This is a genomic window from Streptomyces sp. NPDC054786 (assembly GCF_053611685.1).
Window position 1 is genome coordinate 59,925 of sequence record NZ_JBSHAW010000009.1, and the last position, 25,184, is coordinate 85,108.

Annotated in this window: 20 protein-coding genes and 3 pseudogenes; 14 read left to right on the plus strand and 9 right to left on the minus strand. The window is 69.2% G+C overall.

The window, feature by feature from the left end; all coding sequences use genetic code 11:
* The first annotated feature begins 619 nt into the window (after nucleotides 1–619).
* Nucleotides 620–2,026, plus strand: a complete 1,407-nt coding sequence (locus ACWGI6_RS09940) for an ROK family protein (RefSeq protein WP_453267023.1) — start codon at nucleotides 620–622, stop codon at nucleotides 2,024–2,026.
* Here ACWGI6_RS09940 and ACWGI6_RS09945 read toward each other — a convergent pair.
* Complete coding sequence (locus ACWGI6_RS09945) at nucleotides 2,010–2,786, minus strand: hypothetical protein (RefSeq protein WP_453267024.1); 777 nt, start codon at nucleotides 2,784–2,786, stop codon at nucleotides 2,010–2,012. The genes ACWGI6_RS09940 and ACWGI6_RS09945 overlap by 17 nt on opposite strands.
* Before the next feature lie 339 nt (nucleotides 2,787–3,125).
* On the opposite strand from ACWGI6_RS09945, the gene ACWGI6_RS09950 reads away from it, so the two are divergent.
* The 5 genes and pseudogenes from ACWGI6_RS09950 (at nucleotide 3,126) to ACWGI6_RS09970 (ending at nucleotide 7,907) form a co-directional block, all read left to right on the plus strand.
* Nucleotides 3,126–4,382 carry an ROK family transcriptional regulator gene (locus tag ACWGI6_RS09950; RefSeq protein ID WP_453267025.1) on the plus strand — a complete coding sequence of 419 codons (1,257 nt, stop codon included), beginning with the start codon at nucleotides 3,126–3,128 and terminating at the stop codon, nucleotides 4,380–4,382.
* A gap of 125 nt (nucleotides 4,383–4,507) precedes the next feature.
* Nucleotides 4,508–5,202: pseudogene (locus ACWGI6_RS09955) on the plus strand (formylglycine-generating enzyme family protein); the annotation flags it as partial.
* Between the two features lie 309 nt (nucleotides 5,203–5,511).
* Complete coding sequence (locus tag ACWGI6_RS09960; RefSeq protein ID WP_453267026.1) at nucleotides 5,512–5,955, plus strand: Gfo/Idh/MocA family protein; 444 nt, start codon at nucleotides 5,512–5,514, stop codon at nucleotides 5,953–5,955.
* Nucleotides 5,956–5,960: 5 nt separating this feature from the next.
* Nucleotides 5,961–6,128 carry a hypothetical protein gene (locus tag ACWGI6_RS09965; protein ID WP_453267027.1) on the plus strand — a complete coding sequence of 56 codons (168 nt, stop codon included), beginning with the start codon at nucleotides 5,961–5,963 and terminating at the stop codon, nucleotides 6,126–6,128.
* A 438-nt stretch (nucleotides 6,129–6,566) separates the two neighbouring features.
* Nucleotides 6,567–7,907, plus strand: coding sequence for an ROK family protein (locus ACWGI6_RS09970; protein WP_453267028.1), 1,341 nt, complete (start codon nucleotides 6,567–6,569; stop codon nucleotides 7,905–7,907).
* Nucleotides 7,908–8,101: 194 nt separating this feature from the next.
* On the opposite strand, the gene ACWGI6_RS09975 is transcribed toward ACWGI6_RS09970, so the two are convergent.
* Nucleotides 8,102–8,944: a helix-turn-helix transcriptional regulator gene (locus ACWGI6_RS09975; RefSeq protein ID WP_453267029.1), complete on the minus strand. Its 843-nt coding sequence runs from the start codon at nucleotides 8,942–8,944 to the stop codon at nucleotides 8,102–8,104.
* A gap of 925 nt (nucleotides 8,945–9,869) precedes the next feature.
* On the opposite strand from ACWGI6_RS09975, the gene ACWGI6_RS09980 reads away from it, so the two are divergent.
* Together ACWGI6_RS09980 and ACWGI6_RS09985 are read left to right on the plus strand one after the other, a co-directional pair.
* Nucleotides 9,870–10,808: an RICIN domain-containing protein gene (locus ACWGI6_RS09980; protein ID WP_453267030.1), complete on the plus strand. Its 939-nt coding sequence runs from the start codon at nucleotides 9,870–9,872 to the stop codon at nucleotides 10,806–10,808.
* Between the two features lie 307 nt (nucleotides 10,809–11,115).
* The gene (locus ACWGI6_RS09985; RefSeq protein ID WP_453267031.1) at nucleotides 11,116–11,238 is read left to right on the plus strand and encodes a hypothetical protein; all 123 of its coding nucleotides are present in this window, start codon (nucleotides 11,116–11,118) and stop codon (nucleotides 11,236–11,238) included.
* Nucleotides 11,239–12,058: 820 nt separating this feature from the next.
* Here the strand turns inward: ACWGI6_RS09985 and ACWGI6_RS09990 are convergent.
* Complete coding sequence (locus tag ACWGI6_RS09990; protein WP_453267032.1) at nucleotides 12,059–13,312, minus strand: DUF6924 domain-containing protein; 1,254 nt, start codon at nucleotides 13,310–13,312, stop codon at nucleotides 12,059–12,061.
* A 777-nt stretch (nucleotides 13,313–14,089) separates the two neighbouring features.
* Here ACWGI6_RS09990 and ACWGI6_RS09995 point away from each other — a divergent pair.
* Nucleotides 14,090–14,861 (plus strand): annotated as a pseudogene (locus ACWGI6_RS09995) (serine hydroxymethyltransferase); the annotation flags it as partial.
* Between the two features lie 68 nt (nucleotides 14,862–14,929).
* On the opposite strand, the gene ACWGI6_RS10000 reads toward ACWGI6_RS09995, so the two are convergent.
* The gene (locus ACWGI6_RS10000) at nucleotides 14,930–15,631 is read right to left on the minus strand and encodes a hypothetical protein (RefSeq protein WP_453267131.1); all 702 of its coding nucleotides are present in this window, start codon (nucleotides 15,629–15,631) and stop codon (nucleotides 14,930–14,932) included.
* Between the two features lie 917 nt (nucleotides 15,632–16,548).
* On the opposite strand from ACWGI6_RS10000, the pseudogene ACWGI6_RS10005 reads away from it, so the two are divergent.
* Nucleotides 16,549–16,782 (plus strand): annotated as a pseudogene (locus tag ACWGI6_RS10005) (chaplin); the annotation flags it as partial.
* A gap of 760 nt (nucleotides 16,783–17,542) precedes the next feature.
* On the opposite strand, the gene ACWGI6_RS10010 reads toward ACWGI6_RS10005, so the two are convergent.
* Nucleotides 17,543–19,048: an APC family permease gene (locus ACWGI6_RS10010; RefSeq protein ID WP_453267033.1), complete on the minus strand. Its 1,506-nt coding sequence runs from the start codon at nucleotides 19,046–19,048 to the stop codon at nucleotides 17,543–17,545.
* Between the two features lie 304 nt (nucleotides 19,049–19,352).
* Entirely contained in the window at nucleotides 19,353–19,979 is a 627-nt protein-coding gene (locus tag ACWGI6_RS10015) for a YigZ family protein (RefSeq protein ID WP_393910098.1), read from the minus strand.
* Between the two features lie 263 nt (nucleotides 19,980–20,242).
* Here ACWGI6_RS10015 and ACWGI6_RS10020 point away from each other — a divergent pair, with 263 nt between their 5' ends.
* From ACWGI6_RS10020 to ACWGI6_RS10030, 3 genes are all read left to right on the plus strand, one after another.
* Nucleotides 20,243–21,031: a type VII secretion system-associated protein gene (locus ACWGI6_RS10020; RefSeq protein ID WP_453267034.1), complete on the plus strand. Its 789-nt coding sequence runs from the start codon at nucleotides 20,243–20,245 to the stop codon at nucleotides 21,029–21,031.
* Between the two features lie 172 nt (nucleotides 21,032–21,203).
* Nucleotides 21,204–21,611 (plus strand): CoA-binding protein, encoded by a 408-nt coding sequence (locus tag ACWGI6_RS10025; protein WP_393910096.1) that lies wholly within the window; start codon nucleotides 21,204–21,206, stop codon nucleotides 21,609–21,611.
* A gap of 25 nt (nucleotides 21,612–21,636) precedes the next feature.
* Nucleotides 21,637–22,128, plus strand: coding sequence for a GNAT family N-acetyltransferase (locus ACWGI6_RS10030; RefSeq protein ID WP_453267035.1), 492 nt, complete (start codon nucleotides 21,637–21,639; stop codon nucleotides 22,126–22,128).
* A 51-nt stretch (nucleotides 22,129–22,179) separates the two neighbouring features.
* Here ACWGI6_RS10030 and ACWGI6_RS10035 read toward each other — a convergent pair whose 3' ends face one another.
* Nucleotides 22,180–22,737 carry a YbaK/EbsC family protein gene (locus ACWGI6_RS10035; RefSeq protein WP_453267036.1) on the minus strand — a complete coding sequence of 186 codons (558 nt, stop codon included), beginning with the start codon at nucleotides 22,735–22,737 and terminating at the stop codon, nucleotides 22,180–22,182.
* Between the two features lie 42 nt (nucleotides 22,738–22,779).
* Nucleotides 22,780–23,352: an XRE family transcriptional regulator gene (locus tag ACWGI6_RS10040; RefSeq protein WP_453267037.1), complete on the minus strand. Its 573-nt coding sequence runs from the start codon at nucleotides 23,350–23,352 to the stop codon at nucleotides 22,780–22,782.
* A gap of 106 nt (nucleotides 23,353–23,458) precedes the next feature.
* Here ACWGI6_RS10040 and ACWGI6_RS10045 point away from each other — a divergent pair, with 106 nt between their 5' ends.
* Nucleotides 23,459–24,328: an EamA family transporter gene (locus tag ACWGI6_RS10045; protein WP_453267038.1), complete on the plus strand. Its 870-nt coding sequence runs from the start codon at nucleotides 23,459–23,461 to the stop codon at nucleotides 24,326–24,328.
* A gap of 47 nt (nucleotides 24,329–24,375) precedes the next feature.
* Here ACWGI6_RS10045 and ACWGI6_RS10050 read toward each other — a convergent pair whose 3' ends face one another.
* The gene (locus tag ACWGI6_RS10050; protein WP_393910091.1) at nucleotides 24,376–25,140 is read right to left on the minus strand and encodes an acyltransferase; all 765 of its coding nucleotides are present in this window, start codon (nucleotides 25,138–25,140) and stop codon (nucleotides 24,376–24,378) included.
* Between the last annotated feature and the right edge of the window lie 44 nt (nucleotides 25,141–25,184).

Here is a 25,184-nt window from a genome sequence, read left to right on the forward strand (position 1 = left end):
GGCTGAGGCCGTCTGGCGCTGGGGTGTCGCCGGCCGCCCCCGGGAGGCCGCCGCCCCGCCGCGGGCCGCCCCCCGCTTCCCTGCCGACCGGCGCCGGAGGACTGCTTCCCCGAATGGGAGCCGGGCGTCGCCCCAGAGGCAGGCTTGCTGCTCGAAGAAGCCGGCTTCTTGGAGTCGTCGTTCGTGCCGTCGTTCATGCATCCCGTGACGAGCGGTGCGGCCGCCACCAGACAAATGGAGGCGGTCCAGTCGACCGCAGTATTCCTCGACTTCTGTGGCGCCATTGCTTCACACTTTCTCGACGTTCTCATCCGTACGGGCACCGAACCCACCGACAGTTGGCTGCGCCTTCTCGACAAAGCCCGTGTCGCAGCGCAGATCTGCCCCTTCTGCTTCCGGAAACCCCGGTCCCCGACTTCCTCCGTAAGGTAGACCGGGACAGTCGGCAGAACATCGTCCTCCTGATCCTGGCCCTGACAGGGCGACCCTTCTCCGGGTGGCCCCTGCTGCTCCCGCCGTAGAGTGCAGGGCACGGCCAACGAGTGGGGAACCTGCTTGGCCGATCGGCTCCGCGTCAACACGAACGATGCCGCCGAAGCCTGCAGTCAATTTGCGCAGGATGCTGGTTCGCTTTTCCCGCAAGACGGTGAGGCGTACGTCGGCAATTCGATCGCGGATCACATCGCATCAGAGATCCGCACTCACCGTAAACCGGAACGCGTATCGGGAAATCTCTGTGCTGCAGACTCGGAAGACGAACGAGGAGTTGGTATTGCGCCTGCTGCACCGGCACGGTGCGCTGACGCGATCCCAATTGATGGACTTCAGCGGGCTGCCACGCACGACGCTTTACGACATCGTGGCCGCTCTTGTCGACAACGGCGCTGTCACCGCGTCGGTTCCCGAGGTGGCAAAGCGCAAGCGCGGTCGCCCCATGGAACAGCTGACGCTGAATCCAAGTGGCACCCAACTGATCGGGATTGAATTTGCGCAGCAAGCTGTCCGAGTGGCCGCGGCCAACGCGGCAAACGAGATCATAGGCCCCGTAACCGAGCCCCATTCCCCAAGTGCTTCCTGGGGGGAGCGCGTTGATGCGGCTCACCGACTGGCACGCAGCTTGACGGGCGGGGCGCTGCAGCCGGGACCGCTGAAGGCGGTCGGCATCGGAGTGCTCGGCCCGATGGCCGCACCGGGTGACTCTCCCAGGGCCGACCCCGTAGGGGTGTCGTCGCTGGTTCGAGAACGCTTCGGCGTACCGGTACGCCTGGACAACACCATGCGGCTGGCGGCCTTGGCCGAGCTTTCCTGGGGTGCAGCTTCGGGTGAGGACGACGTGCTTTACCTGGAATTGTCCCATGAGGTCGGTGGCGGGCTCGTTGTGGCCGGAGCGCTGCACCGAGGCACATACGGCGCCGCGGGTGAGCTCGGCCATATCACCGTCTCCCCCGGGGGATCGCCTTGCCGCTGCGGTGGCGTGGGATGTCTGCAGACGGTGGCCTCGGTCGAGGCGGTGCTCGGCAAGTATCGCGCCGCCGGCGGAGAGGCCCGTGATCCGTCGGATCTCGTGGCGGCGGCGAAGGCCGGCGACCGCAGGGCGCGAACCGTCCTCGCGGAGGCGGCAGTTGAGGCGGGCAGAGTACTGGCCACGCTGTCCAACACCGTCGCACCGAGCCTGATCGTGGTCGGTGGCGAGCTCGCGGAGGCAGGCCCGTACGTGATGGAGCCGATCGAGCGGGAGCTCGAGACCCACGTCGTACGGAGCATCAGGAACCGGATGACTCTCCGCCCGGCAACTCTCGGTACGGCGGTGGCCGCTCTGGGCGCCGTGGCGCTGGTTCTCCGTCCCGGAGGTGCTGGCGTTCGCCTGCCGAGCAGCCTGCGACGGCCAAAGGCAGTCGAGCCGTCAGCGGGCCACCCCGCACTGGGCGGCCTCGCCCGATCCGGCCCCGAGGGCACGCGGCCCGATGTGAGGGTGGGCCGCGTCGGTGCAACCGGCTTACCCCCGGCACTCAACCGATCGGCTTGACGAGCATCGAGCGCTGCCGTCCATCCCGGGCCGCCGCGAAGCATTCGGCGGTTTCCGGGGTCTTCGGCCGCAGTACCACCAGTAGTGACCCGATGTGGTGGTCATGACTGTTTCGCGGCAGGTCTCGAGGAGTCCCGGATCGGGATGTATGAGCGTCTCGTCCATCGAGTCGGACGTCAGGATGCCCATCTCTTCCCAGTACGCGACGAACTCGCGGCCGGCGGCCTGGAGATCGGCGACGAGCCCGCTCGAGACACGGTCCCGGCCGCGGGCGGCCCAGGTGGCACGAATGCCTGCCCAGCAATTGCCGCCCTCTTCCCTGGTTGTTGTCGACCGATATGTTGGCCGGCAGCGCGAGCTCGGGCCCCGGCTCTTGCCGACGCACACACGCACAGGAAGGAACCCGCCCGCGCACCTGGTGCCAGGTCACTCCAGCGGATCTCGTGCATGTGCAGACGGTCACAGCAGTGCCGTTCACATGACAGGTCAGAACCGGGCCAACTCCGGTTCGAAAGTCGGGGCGCAGCACGAACCCCACGCCGAAGGTGGCCAGCGAGGCCAGAGTGCCGATCACCGGGCTGACGTCGGGGAAGAAGATCTTGTTGAGGACCAGGGCGGCGGAGAGCCCGTAGAGGTTGAAGTCGTACCACTCCAGCGCGGCGCCGGAGAGGCTGGCGGCGATGACCGGGCGCATGGATCGGCGGGGAGGCGCGCCGTCCGCCGCGCCGGCGGCGGACGCGGGTGCCTCGTCGGAAGCCATGGCTGTGCGCTCCGATCGTCGTGGATTCTGGATTCGGTTCGGGGTCGGCCTGAGGATGCGGTCGGCGGCCGGGTCAGGGTGGGCTGCGGGGACGGCCGCCCGGGACGGCGCCATGTCCGCAGCAACGCCCAACTCGACAGCGGGAGGCCCGAGCTCGATCAGCCCGCCGCCCGGAGGCAGAGGCAGCTCTGCACGGCCGCGGGCACGCGGATGTCGACAGGTTTTAATCAGCGTGATTTATTAACAGCTCGCGTTAGGCTTCCGGGACCACTCGGGGAGGTCAAGGGCGCGGACGCACACAAGCCGTCCCGACACAGTACGAGGGGAGCGCCGCAGCAGATGGCGGGCGACATCGCTACCTCCGCCTGGGCTCGTGAGGTCAACGCAGCGCGGATCCTGTCGGAACTGCGCCAACGCCCACCGGGTCGGGCGGAGATGTCCTCCGGCGACCTGGTGGACACCACCGGAATGTCACGGCCCACCGTGCACGCCGCCGCGCAGCGCCTCGTAGAACTCGGTTGGGTCTGCGAGACCAGCGACCGCGCCTGCGGACGTACGCCGGGGCGCGGCCGCCCCTCGCGGGTCTTCTCCTTCAAGCCGACCGCCGGTTACGTCCTGGGCATCGACATCGGTGCGCACAGCGTCCGCATCGCCCTGGCCGACCTGCACGGCGAAACCATGGTCGAGTCGCAAACCGAGTTCGACGACCCCTCCATCAGCCCGCGGCGACGCATCGCGCGAGTGCGTGAACTCGCCGTCGACACCGTGCGTCAGGCGGGCCTCCGCGACGACCAGGTCCTCGCGGTCTGCGTCGGCACCAGCGGCACCGTCGACGCCGGAGGCGTCGTGCGGCTGCGCACCGGCATCCCAGGGTTCCTCGGGGTCGATCTGCACGCCGCCCTGGCCCAGGACTTCGGCAAGCATGTGCGCGTGGAGAACGACTGCAACCTCGCCCTCATCGGCGAGCGTTGGCGAGGCCGCGCGGGCGCGTTCGACGACGTCGTCTGCCTGCTGGCCGGCGAGCGTCTCGGGGTGGGCATGTGCACCGGCGGAACTCTCGTGCGCGGTCACGTCAACAGCGCCCGCGACCTCGACTTCCTCTCACTGATGGGTGATCACTCCTCCGAAGACGGCATCGCCTCCACGGTCCGGCACGGCGGGGCATCGATGCTCGCGAGGATGTCCGCCCAGGCCGAGCCGCCCAGGCCCGGCACACCGGGCGCCGAGCTGTACGCCCTGGCGGCTGGGGACCCCGAGCGAGTGAGCGCTCGCGACGTCTTCGAGGCGGCCCGTCAACGCGACACCGGCGCCGCCGCCATCGTCGAAGAGGGTCTTGAGGCAGCCGCGTACGCCCTCGGTACGCTCACCATGCTGCTGGCCCCAGAACTCGTGGTGATCACGGGCGCCGTCGCAGCAGAGGGAGACGTACTCATCCCGCCGTTGCGTCGCCGACTGGCCGAGCTCGTCCCGCGTGTTCCCCGCGTAGAGGCATCGCCCTTGCGCGACCAGGCCGTCGTCACGGGTGCGATACGACTGGCCCTCGACACCGCGGAGCATCAGTACCTCGACGCCCTTGCCCCGGCACCCGCCCCGTGAGCTCCGGCCTGCTGACCGGTCGGATCCGGCACATCGGGCCCCGGCAAGTACGCTCGACCTCAGGAAGGGGCGCCCCACCCCGGCTGGGATGACGGACGGGCCGTCTCGCGAGCAGGGCTCGCGCTGCCACCTCCGTCGCCACCGATGGCGCGCATCGCTCGGTCGGCTGGTCGTACGTCTTCGCCAAGTTCCTGCCAGGCGCACTGCGCCGCATCAGGCCGCGCCCCGAGAGCACCCCCTGGTGGTGCGGGGTCGAGGGAGCGTACTGGGCGGCGCCTGAAGGTCCTGGCAGCGATGTGTCCGACCGCGCGGACCATCCCGTCACGCACGTCTCCTGGACCGACGCGGTCGCCTTCTCCCGGTGGGAGGGGGCACGGCTGCCGACCGAGGCCGAGTGGGAGTACGCCGCCCGCGGGGGTCTTCAGGGCAAGCGCTTCGCCTGGGGCGACGAGCTGACACCCGGCGGCGAGCACCGATGCAACATCTGGCAGGGCCGCTTCCCCACCCGCAACACCGCAGAAGACGGCTATCTCGGCACCGCCCCCGTCACCGCCTTCGAGCCCAACGGCTACGGCCTCCACAACGTCGCCGGCAACGTATGGGAATGGTGCGCGGACTGGTGGACGGCGACTCATCCCCGGACGACCGGCCCTGCGTCGATCCCACAGGACCGCGCGACGGCACCACACGCGTCATGCGCGGCGGCTCGTACCTGTGCCACGACTCCTACTGCAACCGCTACAGGGTCGCCGCCCGCTCCAGCAACAGCCCCGACAGCTCCGCGGGGAACATCGGCTTCCGCGTCGTCAGGGACGGATAGGGCCGAGACGATCGCCGCCCGGATCGGCGCCTGCATCAGGCGACCGACCGCAGGCTCCGCCGACCCCGGCGGCGACCATTGGCCGACGTCCGGCCGGCGGGGCCACGTTCCTGATCTTCGCCGCGATCAACATCACCACGTACGTCTTCTACGTCCGCACCGTTCCCGAGACACAGGGGCGCTCGATGGAAGCCATCGAGTCCCCCTTCCGCGAGCAGCTCGCCGCCTGAACAGGCCGCTTACCTCCACAGGCAGCTTCTCTCCGGTTCCCCTGCTTCCCTCCGACTCCCCTGAAAAGGCTCACGCCCCATGACCGCGTCCGCCGACCCCATCTCCGTAGCAGTGACCGGAGCGGGAATGGCTGGCCGCAGCCACGCCGCCGGCTACCGCAACGTCAACACGGTCTTCGGCGCCGGTCTGCCGCCGGTCCGCCCGGCCGCGATAGCCGACGCCAACGTCGAACTCTCCGAGGACGCCGCCCGCCGCTACGGTTACGAGAAGGCGCTCCCGAGCTGGGAGGCCGTGGCCGAGGATCCGTCGATCTACGCCGTCAGCATCGTCGTCGGCAATGCGCTGCACCGCCGGATCGCGGAGGCGTTGGTCGCCGTCGGCAAGCACGTGCTGTGCGAGAAGCCGCTGGCAGGACCGCTCGAGGACGCCCGCGCGATGGCCGCGCTGGAGCGCACCGCCGGCGTCACGACTGTCGTCGGCTGCACCTTTCGCCGCTCCCCCGTCATCACCTCGATCCGCTGAGGACCATGAAGATCATCCAGGCGGTCGTCGAGTCCTCGCGCAACGAGCGGCGCGGCCGTGAGGGGCCCGCCCGCCGGAACCACCTCGTACGACCTCGAACCGCCTCGAACGAGAGAGCAATGGCCCTCAAGCTCGGCGCCTGCACCGCCTGCCTGCACGAGATTCGAAGATGACGTGAAAGAAGTCATCCGGTGGGCGGATGAGTAGGCGCACCGGGAAGGCATGGACCGCGGTTACCTCTACCTTCGCGTCGACGAAAAGTGCGGGGCCCGGCATGGTGAAACTGTTCGGCGTCGACCCCACGGCGTGCGCGCAGTCGGCCGGTGACTGTTCTGTTCCACGGCGCTCCTTCGAAGCGGCGGCGCGCGGGCCGCATCCATAACAGGCGTTCGCCCGATACCCGGTTCGTCAGGGCGATGCTGAGAACGCAAGTCCCTCTCGTTGCGCCAGTAGAGTCCTGAGCGTACGCACAGGGCTCCGGCTCGCCGTTGCGCAGGTGAGCCGGCCGCACGCCACGGGGAACGGAAAGGCAATACCCCTTACTCCCTGCGTCGAGTGACCCGCATTCCGCACATCATCGCGTAGAGCGCGAGCACCATCGGAGACCCTCCGTGAACGAACAGACCCTCGACGAACACCTTCAATTCGACCCACGGGCCCCGCAAGACCAGGAAAGCTGGCTGCGGCAGGCTCAAAAGAAGAACGAGGAACTGGTGTTGCGGCTGCTGCACCAGCACGGTGCACTGACGCGATCTCAGATGATGAATCTGAGTCATTTGCCGCGCACCACGCTGTATGACGCCGTGGCCTCACTCGTCGACCAGGGAACCATCAGGGCATCCGTCCCTGGCATGGGCAAACGCAAGCCAGGCCGTCCCGTCGAAGAACTGTCCCTCAATTCGCATGCCGGACGCGTAATCGGCATCGAATTCACGCGGAATTTCATCCGAGTCGCCGTCGCGAATGCGGCGAACCAGATCATCGGAACGGCGAGCGAACAGCACGCGCAGACAGTGCCGTGGAACCAACGGATCGACACGGCCCACAAGCTGGCGGCCGGGCTGACCGACGGAACCCTGCGGCCTGGAACGCTCAAAGCCGTAGGCGTGGGAATCTTCGACCCCGCGATCATGCAGGACGCCCCCCAGCCGACGGGCACTCAGGCCGGAATCTCCTCGCTCGTACGGGAGCGGTTCGGCGTGCCCGTACGCCTGGACAACAACACCCGGCTCGCAGCACTGGCCGAACTGACCTGGGGCGCGGCGACGGACGAAGACGACGTGCTCTACCTCAGGCTCTCCCACGAGGTCGGAGGAGGGCTCGTGATGGCCGGCGCCTTACACCAAGGCACAGCCGGCGCCGCGGGCGAACTCGGTCACATCACCGTCGACCCCGGGGGCGCGCCCTGCCGCTGCGGTGGCGTGGGGTGCCTGGAAACGGTGGCCTCGGTCGGTGCCGTGCTGAGGAGGTACCGGGACGCGGGCGGCACAGCCGATGACCTCCCCGAGCTTGTGACGGCGATGCATACGGGCGACGACACGGCCCGAAAGGTCCTCACCGACGCCGCCGTCGAGGTCGGCAGAGTGCTCGCCGCGCTGTCCAACACCGTCGCACCCGGCGCGATCGTGGTCGGCGGTGAACTCGCCGAGGTGGGTCAGGCCGTGATGGAACCCATTGAGCGGGAGCTGGACGCCCACGCCATCCCTGGCACACGCCCCCGCATAGGGCTCCGTTCGGCGAGGCTCGGTGAAGCGGTCGCCGCCATGGGGGCCGTCGCGCTGGTTGTGCGGGCCGACAGCGTCCGCGTGCAACGGACCGGACGTACGGAACGCCAGGAGGCGACCAGGTACTTGAAGGGGAAGCGGCGATCGGTCTCCCTCCGAGTGCCGGGCTCCGCGGTTCCCGCGGGGACGGCAGGCTCGTTGTCGCTGCTCAGCCGACCGGCGTCGTGAGGCCGCTGAGTCGCGTCCGCCGGTGTGCGGTCGGGGATACCAGGCCCGGGAGGTCCCGGTCAGGTGGCCGCCCACCGGCCTGGGGCGAGTGGCAGGCGCGCCGGGCGCCTGCCACGGTCAGAAGTCGGCGCGCCCCCGGGGGCACGATTCGCCGTCTCACGCGAGGTGTTGAGCACCCGTCACAAGGTCATGAATCACGGGCCCACGGGCTCCAAAATCCCTGTCCTGTGCGTGATCGACGCGAAGCGTTCGGCCGTCTCATCGGTCCTCGGCCTGAGCAGGACCAGAAGGTGCCCCGTCGTGGTGATCGCCACAGTTTCGCGGTAGATGTCGAGCCGCCCCAGGTCGGGGTGGACGAGCGTCTTACTCGTCGAGCTGAACCGCCCGACGCACATCTCCTCCCAGAGCTGCGTGAATTCGCTGCTGGCGGCCTTGAGGTCCGCGATGAGCTCGGTCGACATACAGTCACGACCGCGAGCCGCCCAGGTGGCACGGATGCTGGCGACGAATTCACGCCCTGTCTCCTCTTCATCGTTGAAGAAGATCCTGCTCCGCGACTCCGGCTCCGTGAACCACCGCCAGGCCATGTTGGCCTGACGCCCCGGCCTCTCAGCCCACGCCCCCGTGACCGAGACCGAGAGCGCGTTCTGCGCGAGCACGTCGGTCAGGCCGTCGACCACAGTCGCGGGTATTGCGGTGATCGATTCGAGCAGGAAGAGCGTGCCCGAACCGACGCCGCGGTTGGCTCCGGACTCGGCCGCCGGCGGGTAGCCGGCCAGATTGAAGAGGTAGGCCTCTTCATGGCTGGTGAGCATCAAGGCGCGGGCCAAGTTGGCCAGGAGCGTCTGCGAGGGGCAGCCGGAGCGCCCCTGTTCCAGACGCTCGTAGTAGTCGACCGACAGGTTTGCCAGCAACGCGACTTCGGCTCGGCGGAGCCCCGGGGTCCTGCGGCGGCCACCCGATGCGAGTCCGGCGTCGATCGGCCTCAACGCCTCCCTGCGTACCCGCAGGAAGTATCCCAGCTCGTCGAAATCCACCTCGTGATCCTCGATTCATGGTCGAGACGCGGTCGTGCACAGCGCGTCCCGTCGGGGACGAACAGCCAGACAGATGGCGCGCCAGACGCGGGGGTGCCCCGGTCGACGGAACAGGTGCCCATTCGCATACGCAGGGTGCGATGTGCGGCGCACGGGTGCGTCATCGGGGTCCGGACATGCTTCTGGCACAGCTTCCATGCCGGTCAGGTTCGTGTGCTCCTTCTGCACACCACCTTCTGACGCCCTGTCTCTCTTTTAATTAAAGAGTCTTCGAAAGCTCTGCATCAGGCTTGCAATCAGGCACGGACCTGTCAAGGCGGACCCCGGTGCGGTGACAGTTGTGTGACATTGAACGCCCGGCGAAGCAGCGGGAGCTGGCTCCCGGTCCGCGTACGCGGTCGGCACGCCCGCCAGGCTGCTCGACCCCGAACTCGTGGTGCTCTCAGGGCCGTCGCGGCGGTGGGAGACGTACTCGTCCCGCCGCTGCGGCAACGGCTGGCCGGGCTCACCCCGCGGTTCCCGCCTCGGGCCCTGCCTCTTCCCGACCAGGAGGTGATCAGAGGAGCCGTGCGACTGGCCTCGACACCGCGGAGGCCAGCCATCTCAACGCCCTGCCCCCTGCTCCCGGCCCTGTGAGCCCGGGGATGCCCGCACGAATCTGCCGAATGGTCCTGCCGGCAATGACGAAGCTCCGGCGATGGCGAATCCGGTGCGTTGCAGATTGGTTTTTCCGGGAACCGCCGTGGCGTTCCGGATTAAATAGTCGTTCAGCGGACCCTCTCCCGCGCAAAGGCCCTGCTCTGGTTTACTTCCGTGAGGAGTTTGTGCTCGGGGGCGAGGCGACAGGCGGCGCTGTCCGCGGGCCGACCGAAGGCGTTCGGCTCGATGCCGAATGCGGAAAAGGGACGCACGAGAGGATGCAGTGTTGAGTGACTCGCAACAGGAGAACGTGAAACGGCGCTTCCGAGCCCGAATTGTCGACGCCTTGACCACGACATCACGTCAACCCGGTGAGCACTCCCGTACCGCGGTCAAGATCGCAGGTGCGATAGCCGTTCTCGCTCTAGTCGCGGGTGGCGCACTGGGATTGGGCGCGTGGCGGAGTTACCACGACAGTGGCCACTCCAAGAACGTGGCAGATTCTTCGAAGAAGCCCTCGCGTTCACCATCGGCGAGCGGCAGTGCGTCACCCTCGCCGTCCGGAGGCGACGACGACTCGTCGCACTCCACTGGCGGCCAAGACGGCTCACCTTCGTCCGAGGACGGAGGGCGAGGAGGGAAGAAGGCAGGCGGGACGGCGGCCAAGGGGCCGGTCACGTCGCTGCTGCCGGACCTGTCAAAGAAGGGCCGGCCCAAGAAGGCCTCGCCGAAGTCCGCCAAAGCCGCGCACCAGGATCTCTCCCATATTCTGATGCAGAATGCGGCCACCAGGAGGTGCGCCGCCCCTCTCCGTGGTAAAGACAAGACGATCAACGCGGTCGAGCAATTCGGATGCCGCAAGTCCGGCGACTCGAATCAGGTGTGGAACATGAACGTGATCCAAAACCGCAAAAACCGCGGAGGGCACGACCTCATCACCATTCGCAATGTCAAGTCCGGCGAATGCTTGGATCTGCCCGGAACGAAGTCGGTATCCAGCGAAGCCGTAGTGCAGCAAGGCTACTGCGATACGAGCGGCCCAGGCAATCAGCTGTGGTGGATAGACCCGACGAAGGACGGAAAGCTGCTCATCCGCAACTACGCGAGCAATTCGGCCTGCCTCCAGATAGGCAAGGTGAGAACAGCCGACAAGGTGGGGCTGCCGCTCCACGTCGGGAGCTGCGCCGTCGGGCAGAAGAACCGCTGGCTGTTCGCCGATGGATAGCAGTTCCGGCGGCCGAGGTCGTCGCGACGCTGATCGACGCCGGCACGACGCGCACCACGCCGCTCTCCGCCCTCTCCATCCGCCACTTCCACGGCGCCTCACGCCCCTCCCGTCTGCCGACGACTCCACCGGCCCTGCGAACGCGAGCCTGAGCGCCTCCTCCTCTTCGTCGGCACGGGCGCGGCCCCTCTGCCACCGTCACCTCACCGGCTGAGACGGCGTCTTCGTACGTCGTGCAGAACCCGGTCGCTGGAGCCCTGGGTCGCGCGCCGCGGACGGCGGGGCGCAGGCCGCCGGGCCGGCTGAGGTGAGCCTGCCCGGGTTCGAAGCCGCTCAGCAGCGGGTCGCGGCGGCCGTGCCGGATCTCCTCGGCGGCGGGGCGGCCGAGGAGCGGTCCAGCGTGATGCCGCTGTGCGTGGCCAGCGTGTAGGGCTCGGCGTCGTCACGGCCAACGGCGGCCGCCTGGTGAGCAGGGTGTTCGCACAGGTGCCGCAGTCGCTGCTCTGGGGCGACTTCTATGTGCCGCCCGCCTTCGCGGGTGCCACAACTGTGCACCCGTTGCACGCCGTTGGGCTTCCCACCGTGCCCACCACCGTGGGCGCGGCGGCGCTCACGACGGGGTTGCGTCTCCTCGCCTCCGCTACCGCTGGCGCACCCCGCGCTCCTCCCGTACGAGCCCGCAGGTGACGCCGAAGGCCAGCGTGAAGATCAAGGGCACGGCAACGGTAGTAGCGGTAACGGCGCCGACGCCCCGCCTTCGCCGCGCGTCACATCACCGCTGAGCGCCTGGTTGTGGGAGAGCACCGTGGAGTTGGAGGGCGCCTACGAGAGCATGATGGTTCTGCAGCGGAAGCCGCAGCACGCTCCAAGTAGGCCGCCGCCCGCCTCGGAGACCACCGCCCGACGGCCCGTCAGCTTGAGGGCGAACGGCATCCGTATGTGCCGCGAAGCCGGCGAAGTATCAAGTGCCGTACGGGAGCAAGGAAGGACTCGGCCATCCCGCCGCTGCCCTCCCGACCTCCCGAGGCCGCTCTGCCCGTTGGGCGCCGCCCGGCCGGATCGGACCGGGTGCGTACGCAGTCGAAGCGGGCATCGGCGCCGCCTGCCAAGGGCTCCGCAGCCTGGGCTGCCGGGTGTTCACATGAAGGGCGCACCCGACGTCCGTGGCCCCGCGATCCGCAGCCGTCGCGTTGAGCGCACCGGCCGACGGTTCTCGGCGACCGGCGGCAGAAGCGTCCTGCCCGTCACAATCACCCTCGCACGATGTGGTCCGGAGAAATCAGGGCCTCATATGCGAATTCCCAGAAGTCCAGGTGCCCGATGGCCAGGTTCACGTGCATCAGATTGACCGTCGGCGGCAGCAGCCGGAACTCGCGATCGAGTTCCTGCTCCTCTTCGCACAGATCCTGCCTCCTGGTCGAGACCGCGAGCAGGGCGTGCTCCCCCTTCATCGTGGCGGCGTCGGCCAGAAACACGACTTCGAGCCCCGGGTCGCCGGCGATGGTCGACAGCACCACCTCATCCGGGCGCGCCTCGGCGAATGCCCGGTCATCGACCACGTGGGTGCGCACTTCCCTCTCGCCGTCGTGCTGATGGAGCAGTTCGACGACCGCCCGCCACTCTTCGTCGTCGGAGAAGTCCGTGCGCACGACGAGGGCTTCGCCCTCGAAATCGCGATCCGTGCGGTCGATGACGGGGCGCGTCCTGACCGGCTCCGGGGGGAGGCGTACGCCGTGCCAGGCCCAGACGGCGAATCCGTCTGGATAGACGAGGGCGGGGCCGGTCTCGCAGTGGAGCCGGGCCTGCCCGTCGCGGTGCAGCACGGTGGGGCGCTCGGTGAGGATGACAGCGTTCTCGAAGGGCCACCACCGCCCAGCCGACCGCGCGACGCGCATGATGCCGTCGAGCCGGCCGGCTTCCGCGACGGAGCAGTGGGAACGGAAGTAGTCGTAGCCCGCGAGCCATTCGGCGTCGTGCTGGCCGGGTACGGAATCGTGAACCCCGGACCCGAGATGGTCCCCGAGCTGAGCCCGTACCTGATCCCCCACCCGATGCCAGATCCCACACGCGGAGAGCCGGTCCTGGACCTGAGTCCGGACCTCGTCCTCGACCTGGGTCCTGACCCGGTCCAGGACCTGGGCCAGGATCTCTTTCCATAGCCGGTCATGGACCTGAGCCCCGCCCTGCTCCCTGAGGTCGGCCTCGGCCCCGCCGGGAATTTGGGCCCGTATCTGATCCTCGACCTGGGCCCACGTCCGGCCTGGGACGCGGGGATGAGGCTTCTCACCCGACATGATCCAGGCCCCCACGGCTCCGGCCAGGGGCGAGTCGAGCCAGACGAATGTCGCCGGAGGCTCCAGGCCCGCCGCACGGTGGGCATCGGCGACACCCGCCTCGGCCTCGGCACGGTCGGCAGGGCCGGTCGCGAGGCCGTGGGCGCGCCACTCCTCCCCGACCGACTCCAGGGCGTGGAGTTGGACTTCGGTAAGCTCGCGGATATTCACGGCGGTCGTCCTTGTGTTCCGGATGGTTGGGCAGTAGGTCAGGTCTGCGGTCCACTCCCCCGCCTCCCGACGGGAAGCAGCTCAGGTCTGGCTGAGCCGGAGACCGCCCCAGAAACCACCGAAGCGCCCTTCCGGGGGAGAAGAGCGCCGGGCGGAGCAACGACGGACCTGCGGGGTATCCGGATCCGCATCGCTACTTCTGGATCGGCAAGGGGCCTCACAACTCGACGGGTCTCTGCGGAAATCCCCGTGGTGGCCTTCCCATTCTCCCTCCCCGCAGCAGGCGCGGCCACCCGTCGAATGATTCCATCGGATCGTCCGCAACGCGCTACCGGATCGCGGGCCGCATAGAGCCTCGCACTCCTCCCGTCTGCGAACTCAGCCGAGTTGGGCCAGTCTAGGTTCTCACTTCGACCGCGCAAAGAGAGGGGCCGTTCTTCCCGGCGCACACCTGCTCGGATCCGGAATAAATACGGCATCGCGGTGAGCCGTAGCGCACCGGAGGCGGGCGAGGCCGGGTCACAGGCCATGAACAGGCATATTTTCTCTGCCTCTTAAGGAAGGGTTATCCGTGCCCATACGCTGCCTGCCCCGCCACGAAATCACACCGTGGCCCTCCGATGCGCGACGGAACACGAGGCCCTGGCCCGATTCCTGTGGCGAATACAGCAGCATGTTCGCTCCCCGCTCCTCGACCTGTGATGCCACTCGAAATCCGCCGACGAGGGCCGCGGCACCCAAGAGGCTAAAACACCCTTGAATAGGATTCCCACCAGCATGGCCATAGAAGACATCATCGCCGTCGACCCCGATGTCGCCGCGGCTCTGGAGAGCGAGTGGCAGGGGCAGAACAGCGAACTGTCGATGATCGCCCTCGGAGAATGTCACCCCGCAAGCAGTCCTCGATGCCCAGGGTTCGATTCTGGTGAACAAGCTGGCCGAAGGGTGTCCGTCGAAGCGTTACGGTGCGGGCCGCGAGAACGTCGACGTCATCGAGAGCCTCACCCTCCAGCGTGCCACGTCCCTCTTCAACGCCGACCACCCAACGTGCAGCCCCATTCGAGCGCACGGGCCAACACCACCGCCTCCACGGCCCTGCTGGAGCCCGGGGACACGATCCTCGCGCTCGGCCTCGCGCACGGCGGCCACCTCACCCACGGGATGAAGCGGACTTCTCGGGGCGCTTCTACAACGTGGTGTCGTACCAGGTACGCGCCGAGGACTCCCGCATCGACATCGACGACGCCGAACTCGCCCGCCAGCACCGGCCCTCACTGATCGTCGCGGGCTGGTCGGCGCACCCCCGGCGGATCGGCTTCTCCGCCTTCCGGCGCATCGCCGACGAGGTGGGGGGGCACGCCTGCTCATCGACATGGCGCACTTCGCGGGCCTCGTGGCGGCAGGTCTCCACCCGAACCCGGTTCCCTACGCCGATGTCGTCACCTCCACCACGCTCAAGACCCTCGCGTGCCCGCGAGGCGGTCTCATCCTCTGCGGCAAGGAGCTGGCCGACCGAATCGACGGCGCCGTCTTCCCAGGACACTGCGGGCGTTCGTACGGCGCTGGTGCCCTCCGCAAGAAGTCCCGGCGCCTTCGTGGTACTCGACCCCGTTCCGGTCACCACCATCGGAAAGCTCGACCGGCGGCGCCTTCCCGCATCGGGCGGCATGGGATGCGCCGAGGTGGAGGAAGGCCGGCCTTCCCCAGCCCGTGGGGCTGACCAAGTCCGTTCAGAACCGAGCTTTCCATCTCATCCACGCCCTGCTCACTGCAACGCAGCAGGCGGGTCACGCCAGCGCGATCGGCACAGCGCACGGTGCGCCGCCGCCTCATCGCCGACGAAACGGACCGCCCCACTTCACGATCACTGCCCAGGGGCAGAAATGCGATTTCCTCGTCCTCCAGGAACAGGACCGGACGGATCACACCCCCACGACGAAGGAACTCGCCGATGCCGAAAAGTACTCCTGGACCAGGATCCCGTGCTACGACTACTCCCCCGCCGACCGTCTGAGAGTCTGCGTCAGCGGCGGGCTGCATCACCAGGCCGGTGAGTGACCCGACACCGGCGAACGGCTCCTTGAGGAGCAGCTCGCCGAGATCGCGCAGGAGGTAGACCTCCGTGGAGAAGCCGCCGAACGAACGCGACTCGCGGACCTGGAAAAAACACGGCAGACACGGCTGCGCTGGGAAGCCGCGAAGCAGCAGGCGAAAACCGAATTCGTAGAGGCATACCGCGTCCAGCGCCTCGAAGCGCAACACGAAGCTTGGCGGCGCGCAGCGAGCCTGGCCGAGTACATCAGCGCACTCCGCCTCCACACGCAGACCCTGCCCGCCGGACAGGCCTGGGAGGATGCCGAGACTTGGATCGCATGGGCCGAAAACCACGTTCAACGCCTGGACCCGCTCAACGGACCGATCCGCACGCCTAACGTCCCAGAACCCCGCCCCCAGCATCCGTAAGGTCGAACCTGCAAACCGGGCTTGGCGCGCTGCGCGACCTGCAGCTTCAGTCGCCCGTAAAGCCCACACCGCACATTACGCACACCACCCGAACCTGCAGGTCAGGCGCTCTTTGCGGCCGGTTCAAGGATGGCGACGCACTCCACATGCGTCATAGGGAACAGGTCAGGGCAATTCCGTCCACGTCTTCACCACTCGCACTCCGAGCACCGCCACAATGATGCCGACCGACACGGTGTCGCGGGCTCGTCCGCGTTCCGACGAAGGGACAGGGGCGTCCGTAGCCGTCCCAGACAATCCCTCCTTCGCTCCGTTTCGGGACTCAAGATGTGTCGAGGCCTCCAACAAGTCAGTCACCACAAGCACACGGACGTGCGACGGCCCGGGCCCGCGGGCCGGTACCGAGCAGAGGCGGGCATCGAAAGAACGCTCGAATCCTGCGGCGGCTGCCGCGTCGGGGCGGTGAGGGTCGCCTCGCGTGCGGACGCGCAATTCACCGGACCGACACACATCTTGCGGGCGTTCTCGGGAGGTCTGCGTATCGTCGGCACTTCGACCGGTGGCCAGGAATCGCGGACCGAGGTGCCCGGCCGCCGACGGGGGCAGAAGATCGGATAAGTCGCCAGCCGCACTGCGGCAAGCGAGCAGCATCAAACCTTATTTATGCCCTGAAAGTGTGAAACCTTGGCAAATCCCCTCACGGTGAGGCCGCACGAGCCGAAGGGAAGTACAGGAAGCGGCAGTGAGCCGCTTGGATCGATCGGGAGATTGTTATGTCACGGATCACGCGGGTGGCTGCTCTGGCCGCTCTTGCGGCAAGTACTGCCCTGGGTGGCGCTTCGGCAGCGTTCGCAGACAGTGGCGCGGCCGGCGGCGCGGCCAACTCACCCGGAGTGGTGTCGGGCAATGCGATTCAGGTCCCGGTCCACATTCCGGTCAACGTGTGCGGCAACACCATTAATATCGTGGGGCTGCTGAACCCGGCCTTCGGCAACACCTGCATCAACGGCCTTGAGCGCCGGGTGATTGTCCGCCACCACACGGTCGTCAAGCACGTCGTCAAGCACGTCGTCAAGCACGTCAAGAAGAAGCACCACAAGAAGAAGCACCACCACCACCGTCCGGCCGGTGGCGTGCACACCGGCGGCGGCGGCATGGCCGGCAGCCGCTAGGACAGGAGCCGTCCCGGGCAGGGCCGATGATCTGGCGCTGCCCGGGACGACCACTGCCGAACCGCACCACCAAGCCCGGGGCCGGGCCGTTTGCACCGACAGCCCTTCCACCTTCATCGGAGGAGACGGCTCGGCCCCGGGCTCCCCACTGCCTCCTGGCCCCAGGAGGCCCGGCGGCCCCGGACCACCCGGCGTGACATCGACGCCCGGCCCTGGCCGCCTTTCTTGCCGCCAGGGCCTTGAGAGGATTTCGCGGCCGGCCCGCCGGCGTTGCTGACGTTCGATCCGGGGGCGAAGCCCTCACCCGTGCACCCGCTTCCGGCCCGTATCTGCGGGGAAGCTGCTTCATGCCCGCGTCACGGACCAGCACTGTCCTCTGCACCCGGTGGGACAGCCCCAGCTTGGCGAGCGCACGGCTGACGTGAGCATTCACCGTCCCTTCCCCGGGGCCAGTTGGCGTCCGATCTCAGCGTTCGACAGTCCTCTGGCCACGGCCCGGATCACCTCCCCCTCCCGGTGTCAGCTCCGACAGCCGAGGAGGAAGCCGGCCGCACCGTTGCGCAGGGCTGCAGGCGCGCTCACCATGGCATGGGCGTCAGCTGCCCCCGGCGGCCCCCACTGTGCCCTCGACGCCCTTCTCCCCCTCGTCTCCGCCGGGGCGCTCGGTGTCCGGATCCGCCCCGTGCAGATACTCCTCGCTGATCCGCTTCGGTCCGAACGGCCACTCCTTTTCGTAGCGGGCCCATACGAGGAAGGCCACGACGCCCGCCCCGACCCACGCCAGCGACCATTCGATGGGGTGTCTGCCGGGCGAGTTGCGGTCCGCGTAGCCGTAGATCACCAGCCAGCCGACCAGCCCCACGACGCTCGGCAGCGGATAGAGCCACATCCGGTACGGGCGGCGCAGGCCCGGCTGACGGCGGCGCAGCACGGTCACCGCCGCGATCTGAGCCAGCGACTGCACGATCACCATGACCGTGGTCAGCAACTGGATGATGGTGGCCAGGTCGGTGTGCCGTCCGATGAGGAAGCCCACGGCCATCACGGCTCCCATGGTCAGCAGGCCCAGTACGGGGAAGCGGTGACGAGGGTGGAGCTTGCCGTACGGGCGGAAGAAGACCCGGTCGCGGGCGGCGTCGTAAGGAACCCGGGAGCCGCCGAGGAGTCCGGTGAAGACGGAGGCGACGGCGGTGATGAGGATGAGCACGGTGACGGTGTCGGCGGCACCCTTGCCCCAGGCCTTCTCCAGTACGGCGGAGGCCACGGAGGAGGACGCCGTGGAGTTCGGGTCGAGCATGTCCTTCCAGTTCACGATGCCCAGGGTGCCGATCTGCAGCAGCAGATAGATCGTCATGATGCCGAGGATCGAGGTGATGACGGCGCGGGGGATGGTGCGGCCGGGCTGTCTGATCTCGGCACCCATGTACGCGATGGTGTTGTAGCCGAGGTAGTCGTAGATGCCGATCGTCAGGCCGGCCGCGAAGCCGATCCAGAAGTGACTGGATGTCAGCTCGAAGGCATGGGCGGGGTAGGTGAACGCGCGCTCGGGGCTGAAGTGGGTGAAGGCGGCGGCGATGACCAGGACGACGGAGGCGATCATCACCGTCCACAGCACGACGGTGAGCTTGGCGATGTTCTCCACCCGCCGCCACAGCAGCCCGATGATGCCCACCGTGACGACGAGGCCGACGAGGTCGCCCTGCCCGGGGCTCATGTCCGGCCACAGATAACCGAGGTACTGCACAAAGCCGATCACGCCGGTGGACATCCCCAGCGGGATGAACAGCATGGCCGTCCAGACGAACAGAAACGGCATCAGCTTGCCGGTCCGGTACTGGAACGCCTGCCGCAGATAGACGTAGCTGCCTCCCGCACCGGGCAGCGACGCACCCAGCTCGGCCCAGACCAGCCCGTCCGCGAGCGCAAGGACCGCACCCGCCAGGAACCCGGTCACGGCCTGCGGCCCGCCGAACGCGGCGACCATCAGCGGGATGGTCACAAAGGGACCGATGCCGCACATCTGGCTCATGTTGATGGCGGTGGCCTGGAACAGGCCGATCCGGCGGACGAATCCCACGTGCTCATCGAGGAGTTCAGGCATAGCGGCCCTTTCTCGTGCCGACACGAGCAGCTGCTTCGCGGCCTGTTCTCGCCGCGCCACAGGCTGACACGACCGGCGCCCCGTCCGCACCGGTGCGGACCGAACTTTCCGGCGTGGTCGGCACCCCCTCCCCGGCCGTCACCGTGGCAGTGCCGCGCAGCGTGCCCCGCCGCCGAGCACCTCCACGTCATCGGGGCGGTGCCACACGACGGCACCCTCCGCCGAGCACCACCACGTCACCGGCCCTCCCCCGTCACCGAGCGCCCGTTACCGAGCCCGGCGCCCGGCCCGCCCGCCCCGCCGGTCAGAGATCCCCGTACGCCTCGCCGCCGAGCTCCAGCCTCGCGGTGCCGGCGGTGGAGTCCGCGAGCCAGGCGCGGAAGGCATCCAGGTCGGCCTCCGGCAGCCCGATCTCGATGCATACCTCCGCCCCGTACGTCACCTCACGCACCGCCCGTCCCGTCGTGCGCAGATCGTTCTCCAACCGGCCCGCGCGCTGGTGGTCGACGGTCACCGTCACCAGGCGGAAGCGCTGCCGGATGACCGTGCCCAGCGCATCCAGTGCCTCGCCGACGACGCCTCCGTACGCCCGGATGAGGCCGCCGGCCCCCAGCTTGACGCCGCCGAAGTAGCGGGTGACGACGGCGACGACATAGCGGACCTCACGGCGCACCAGCATCTGCAGCATCGGTACGCCCGCGGTGCCGCCCGGCTCGCCGTCGTCGCTCGCCTTCTGGATGCCGCCGTCGGCGCCCAGGACGTAGGCGAAGCAGTGATGGCGGGCGGTGGGGTGCTCCTTGCGGATGCGCGCGATGAAGTCCTGGGCCTCGGCCTCGGTCGCTACGGGAGCGAGCGCGCAGAGGAAGCGGGACTTGTTGATCTCGATCTCATGGACGCCCTCGCGCGCGAGCGTGCGGTACTGCTCCTGCATCGGACCAGCCTATGCGGCCCCTGTGACATGCGGATACCGGCCGGTCCGGCCGGTCCGCGCCGCGCTGGGGTGTCCGCCGTAAGGGCGCGGGTGTCCGCCGTACGGGCGCAGTCCGCACGGCCAGGCGGCGTACTCACCCCGTCCGCACGGTGCGTCGGTGCGACGACCGCCCCGGCCGTGGGCACTGTGAGGTCAGTGCGAGAGCCTCGTGTTTCCGGGGCCCCGCTCGTACGTGTAGGAACGGCGGGTTTGCGGAGGGCTGCATGGAAGAGAGCACACAGTCGGCGATGACGGCGGGCGTTCCCGTGACGGGTGAGGAGATGCCCGAGCCCCCGCCGGAGGTCATCGAGGCGGCACGCAAGGCACCCGACCACTGGCTGGCCATGGTGGATTTGACCTGGCAGGGAGAGGGGCCACCGCCCCTCTGGGCGCTGATCGGGCAGTGGCGCTCGGACCCGACGGGCGAGATCGTGGAGTGGCGCGACAATCCGGAGTACCGGCCGTCGCCCCAGATGCTGGACTGGCCGGAGCCGACCGATGCGGTCGACAGCGCGCTGCAACTCGCCGCGACCGGCTACGGACCGGGAGACGCCGTCTCCGAGGCGCTGGCGCGCGCGGAGGTATCCGTCCTGGTGACCGCGACCGGTACGCCACTGGCCGCCGCCTCGCCCGAGGGCACCCCGGTGATCCCCGTTTACACCTCGCAGAGCTACCTCGAATCGGTGGGCCGTCTGCTGTACGACCGGCGGCCGATGGCCGAACTCGTCGAGCAGCTGCCGCCGGGCCATGCGCTGTACCTCAACCCGACCGGCCCGGTGAGCATGCTGGTGGACACCGAGGAGCTGCGCGCCACGCTGGCCGAGGCGTCCGGAACGGCGGACGAGACGCGGGACACGGCCGCGCCCGTAGGGCCGCGCCCGGGTACCGGGGCCGGCGGCGCCGAGCCGGTGGGCAGCGGCCGGGGGATCGGCAAGCCGGCCCGTGCCGCCACGGGCAGCACCGTCGTCGGGGCCGGCATGGCCGGCAGCGGCATGGCCCGCGGCGCCAACTGAGCCGCCGGCACCAAAGACCCGCCCCGCCCGTCTTCCCCTTCGGGCGGGGCGTCTGCCGTGCGGCGCGCGCCGGTCATTGCACGCCGCACGGCCTTGTCGTCTCCCGCGGGAATCTCCGGGGCGCGCCGTCCGTTGAGCGGCACAGGACCCTTCCATCCGCAGGAGGCAGTGCGTGTACGGCGACCCCAGCACGATCCGCAGGATCCTCACCGAGCTCGGCGACACCTGGGCGGTCGTGGGCCTGTCGAACAATGAGCGGCGCGCGGCGCACGGTGTCGCCGAGGTGCTGCAGCGCTACGGCAAGCGGATCGTGCCGGTGCATCCCAAGGCCGAGACGGTGCATGGTGAGCAGGGGTATCCCTCGCTGGCCGCGATCCCCTTCCCGGTCGATGTGGTCGATGTGTTCGTCAACAGCGAGCAGGCGGGCGGCGTTGCCGACGAGGCCGTGGCGGCCGGGGCGAAGGCCGTCTGGTTCCAGCTCGGGGTGGTCGACGAGGCGGCCTGGGACCGGGTGCGCGACTCCGGTCTCGACATGGTGATGGACCGTTGTCCGGCGATTGAGATACCCCGTTTGGGCTGAGCGGCGGGTGCGTTAGCGTCCGGGCATGATCGTGACCCGCGCCGCTGTTCCCGAGGACGCCGCCGAGCTGGTCCGGTTGCGCCGTCTGATGTTCCTCGCCATGAACGGGCGTGATTCTCCCGGGAGTTGGGAGCGGGACGCGGAGGCGACGGCGCGTCGGCAGCTGACCGGGCCGCGGGCGCGGCTGGCCGGATTCGTGGTGGCGGGTGCGGAGGCCGGTGCTCCGCATCTCGCAGCCTGCGCGCTCGGCACGATCGAGGAGCGGCTGCCGGCACCGAGCCATCCGACGGGGCGCTTCGGCTTCGTCTTCAACGTCTGCACGGACCCCCGCTACCGGGGCCGCGGCTATGCGCGCGCCACGACAGAGGCTCTGCTCGGCTGGTTCGCCGAGCGGGGCGTCACCCGGGTCGATCTGCATGCCACCGACGATGCCGAGCCGTTGTACCGGAGTCTGGGTTTCTCCGAGCACTCCACGGCGCTCTCGCTGGATCTGCGGACCGGGGCGTTCGTCCCGTAGGGGGCGGCCGAACGTGCCGCGGGACCCCGGCCGCCCTGTCCGCCCTCGTGCCTAGGCGATACCCAGCCCGTCCAGGACCGTGGCGCCGGGCAGTTCGGCCAGCGCCTTGCCGGGCACGATGAGCTTGCCGCGGCGGCTGCCGCTGCCGATCAGGGCGTAGGGGGTGTCGGCGGCGGCGGAGTCCACCAACAGCGGCCAGTCGGCGGGCAGACCGATCGGGGTGATCCCGCCGTACTCCATCTCGCTCTCCCCGACCGCCTTGTCCATCGGCGCGAACGACGCCTTGCGGGCGCCCAGCTGACGCCGTACCACGCCGTTGACATCGACGCGGGTGTGCGAGAGGACGACACAGGCGGCCAGGGTGGCCTCGCCGCCGCGCTTGCCGGCCACCACCACGCAGTTGGCCGACTGCTCCAGGAGCCAGGGGCCGTAGCGCTCGACGAGCAGCGCGGTGTCCGCGATGGCCGGGTCCGTGTCGACGAAGCGCAGCTCCTCGACCGGTACGGATCCGCTCCAGCCGCGGATCGCGGCGGCCACCGGCCCGGTCAGCAGGTCCAGGCACTCCACTGCGGGCCGGACATCGTCAAAGGCATCCATCGGCACGGGCATGGCGCCAAGTTAACAGTCGTCACGGACCGGTGGCGGGCCGTCTCAGCGGGCGAGCGGAATGATCACCGACATGGTCATCTCGACCGGTTCCCCACCATCGTTGCGGTAGCCGTGCGTGACCTTGGCCTCGAAGGTCGCCGAGGCGCCGGCGGGCACCGTGTGCTCCTCGCCGTCGACGACCAGCGTCAGCGTGCCGGCCCGGACGTGCAGCAGTTCGACGGTGCCGGCTGGATGGGGATCGGAGGCACTGCTGTCGCCGGGCATCAGCCGCCAGTCCCACAGCTCGTACGGTCCGGGTGCCTCCGCGCCCACGAGGAGCGTGGTGAAGCTCCCGGCCTCGGTGGACCACAGCCGGACCGCCTCGCTCGGCGCCACGATGCGCACCTGCGGGCCCTGCTCGTAGTCGAGGAGCGTGGTGATGCTGACGCCGAGCGCGTCCGCGATCTTGACGGTGGTTCCCACGCTCGGATTCGTCCGGGCCTGCTCGATCTGGATGATCATGCCTCGGCTGACCCCGGCGCGGGCCGCCAGCGCATCGAGGGTGAAGCCGCGCTCGGCGCGCCAGTGTTTGAGGTTGCGGGCGAGCGACTGCGTGAGCTGATCGAGGTCCGTCACGGTCCGTCCCAGTCGAAGGGCAATATATTAGATGCCGTGATGCAAGATGCTGCACTACGGTGTGGTGTACTTCAGCGTCCGGTTCACTGTACTGCGAGGTTTCACCATGACAGCGGTCTTCGCCCTGGCCACCAGCCTTCTGTGGGGGCTCGCCGACTTCGGCGGCGGACTGCTCACCCGACGGCTGCAGGCGCTGACCGTGGTGGTCGTCTCGCAGGCCCTGGCCGCCGTGGTGCTGGGCACCATCGTGCTGGCCACCGGCGGCTGGCGGGAGGCCGGACCGCAGCTGTGGTTCGCGGTCGGGGCGGGTGTCGTGGGGCCGGCCGCCATGCTCTGCTTCTACCGCGCCCTGGCGCTCGGCCCGATGGGCGTGGTCTCCCCGGTCGCCTCGGTCGGCACGATCCTCGTACCGCTCGGCGTCGGGATCGTGGCGGGCGAACGGCCGGGGCTGCTGCAGGTCACCGGCATGGTCGTGGCCGTGATCGGTGTCCTGCTGGCCGGCGGCCCGCGGATCAGCGGCGCGTCCGTGGCCAGCCAGACCCTCGTGCTGACGCTGGTCTCGGCGCTCGGGTTCGGCGCGGTGATGGCCCTGATCTCGGAGGCGTCCACGACCGTGACCGGCCTCTTCCTCGCCCTGTTCGTCCAGCGGGTGTGCAATGTCGCCGTCGGCGGAGCCGCCCTGTACGCGTCGGTGCGGCGTGGCACCCCGGCGCTCCCCGAGGGCGGGCTCCCGGCCCTCCGGGGCGCGCTGCCCGCGCTCGGTTTCGTCGGGATCGCCGATGTCGCCGCCAATGGCACCTACGCCCTCGCCGCCCAGAACGGGCCGGTCACCATGGCGGCGGTGCTCGCCTCCCTCTACCCGGTCGTCACCACGCTCGCCGCACTCGGCGTCCTCAAGGAGCGGATGCGGGCGATCCAGACGGCCGGTGCCTCCCTCGCACTGGTCGGCTCGGTCCTGCTCGCCTCGGGGAACTGACGGAGACGGGCCCGACAACGGGCGGCCCGCGTCTGTCTGACGGCGGCTCAGGTCGCCTCGTACGCCTCCTTGGCTTCGTCCGCCTGCCAGGCCCGCAGGGCGAGCAGCTGGTCCGGGGTGACGTCGTCGGGGATCGGCACCGGCGTCGGGGTGCGCAGCGGCGGCTGCCAGCCCTGCTGGGCATCCCAGCTGCGGACGACCCGGGCCGGGGCGCCGGCCACCACGGCATGATCGGGAACCTCACCACGGACCACGGCGCCGGCCGCGACCACCACATTCCGGCCCAGTCGCGCACCGGGCAGGATCACCGCCCCGGTACCGATCCAGCTGCCGGAGCCGATGGCCACCGGGTCGGTGCGCGGCCACTGCTTGCCGACCGGCACCTCGGGATCGTCGTAGCTGTGGTTGGTGGTGGTGACATAGACACCGGGGCCGAAGAAGCAGTCGTTGCCGATCGTCAGCCGGACATCCGCGATCACATGGCTGCCGCGGCCCAGCACGACACCGTTCCCCAGCGTGAGGATCGGGTCCGGGCCGAGGTCGAGATCCGGCATCATGCCCGCCGTCAGCGTCACGTCCTGGGCGATGATGCAGTGGTCGCCGAGCTCGATCCACGGGTCACCGAAGACCGTGCCCTGCGGAAAGGCGAGCCGGGTGCCGGTGCCGATCCGCCGGAAGCGGTACGGGCCGGGGCGCTCGGCCGTGACGGCCGCGACTTCCCTCACCCAGCGCGCGCCGCGGTGGACGGCGCGCGACACGGCCCGGCGCCGCCAGGCCGCGACGGATGAGAACACGTTCTGGTTTGTCGGCACCCGCACACCGTACTCAGCCTCCCGGGCGGCGGGCCGCGCGCCGG

What these genes read in the sequence shown, in the direction of transcription:
- ACWGI6_RS09940 (WP_453267023.1), top strand. Translation starts at nt 620, where the DNA reads ATGCTGGTTCGCTTTTCCCGCAAGACGGTGAGGCGTACGTCGGCAATT.
- ACWGI6_RS09945 (WP_453267024.1), bottom strand. Translation starts at nt 2,786, where the DNA reads ATGGCTTCCGACGAGGCACCCGCGTCCGCCGCCGGCGCGGCGGACGGC.
- ACWGI6_RS09950 (WP_453267025.1), top strand. Translation starts at nt 3,126, where the DNA reads ATGGCGGGCGACATCGCTACCTCCGCCTGGGCTCGTGAGGTCAACGCA.
- ACWGI6_RS09960 (WP_453267026.1), top strand. Translation starts at nt 5,512, where the DNA reads ATGACCGCGTCCGCCGACCCCATCTCCGTAGCAGTGACCGGAGCGGGA.
- ACWGI6_RS09965 (WP_453267027.1), top strand. Translation starts at nt 5,961, where the DNA reads ATGAAGATCATCCAGGCGGTCGTCGAGTCCTCGCGCAACGAGCGGCGC.
- ACWGI6_RS10010 (WP_453267033.1), bottom strand. Translation starts at nt 19,048, where the DNA reads ATGCCTGAACTCCTCGATGAGCACGTGGGATTCGTCCGCCGGATCGGC.
- ACWGI6_RS10015 (WP_393910098.1), bottom strand. Translation starts at nt 19,979, where the DNA reads ATGCAGGAGCAGTACCGCACGCTCGCGCGCGAGGGCGTCCATGAGATC.
- ACWGI6_RS10020 (WP_453267034.1), top strand. Translation starts at nt 20,243, where the DNA reads ATGGAAGAGAGCACACAGTCGGCGATGACGGCGGGCGTTCCCGTGACG.
- ACWGI6_RS10030 (WP_453267035.1), top strand. Translation starts at nt 21,637, where the DNA reads ATGATCGTGACCCGCGCCGCTGTTCCCGAGGACGCCGCCGAGCTGGTC.
- ACWGI6_RS10035 (WP_453267036.1), bottom strand. Translation starts at nt 22,737, where the DNA reads ATGCCCGTGCCGATGGATGCCTTTGACGATGTCCGGCCCGCAGTGGAG.
- ACWGI6_RS10045 (WP_453267038.1), top strand. Translation starts at nt 23,459, where the DNA reads ATGACAGCGGTCTTCGCCCTGGCCACCAGCCTTCTGTGGGGGCTCGCC.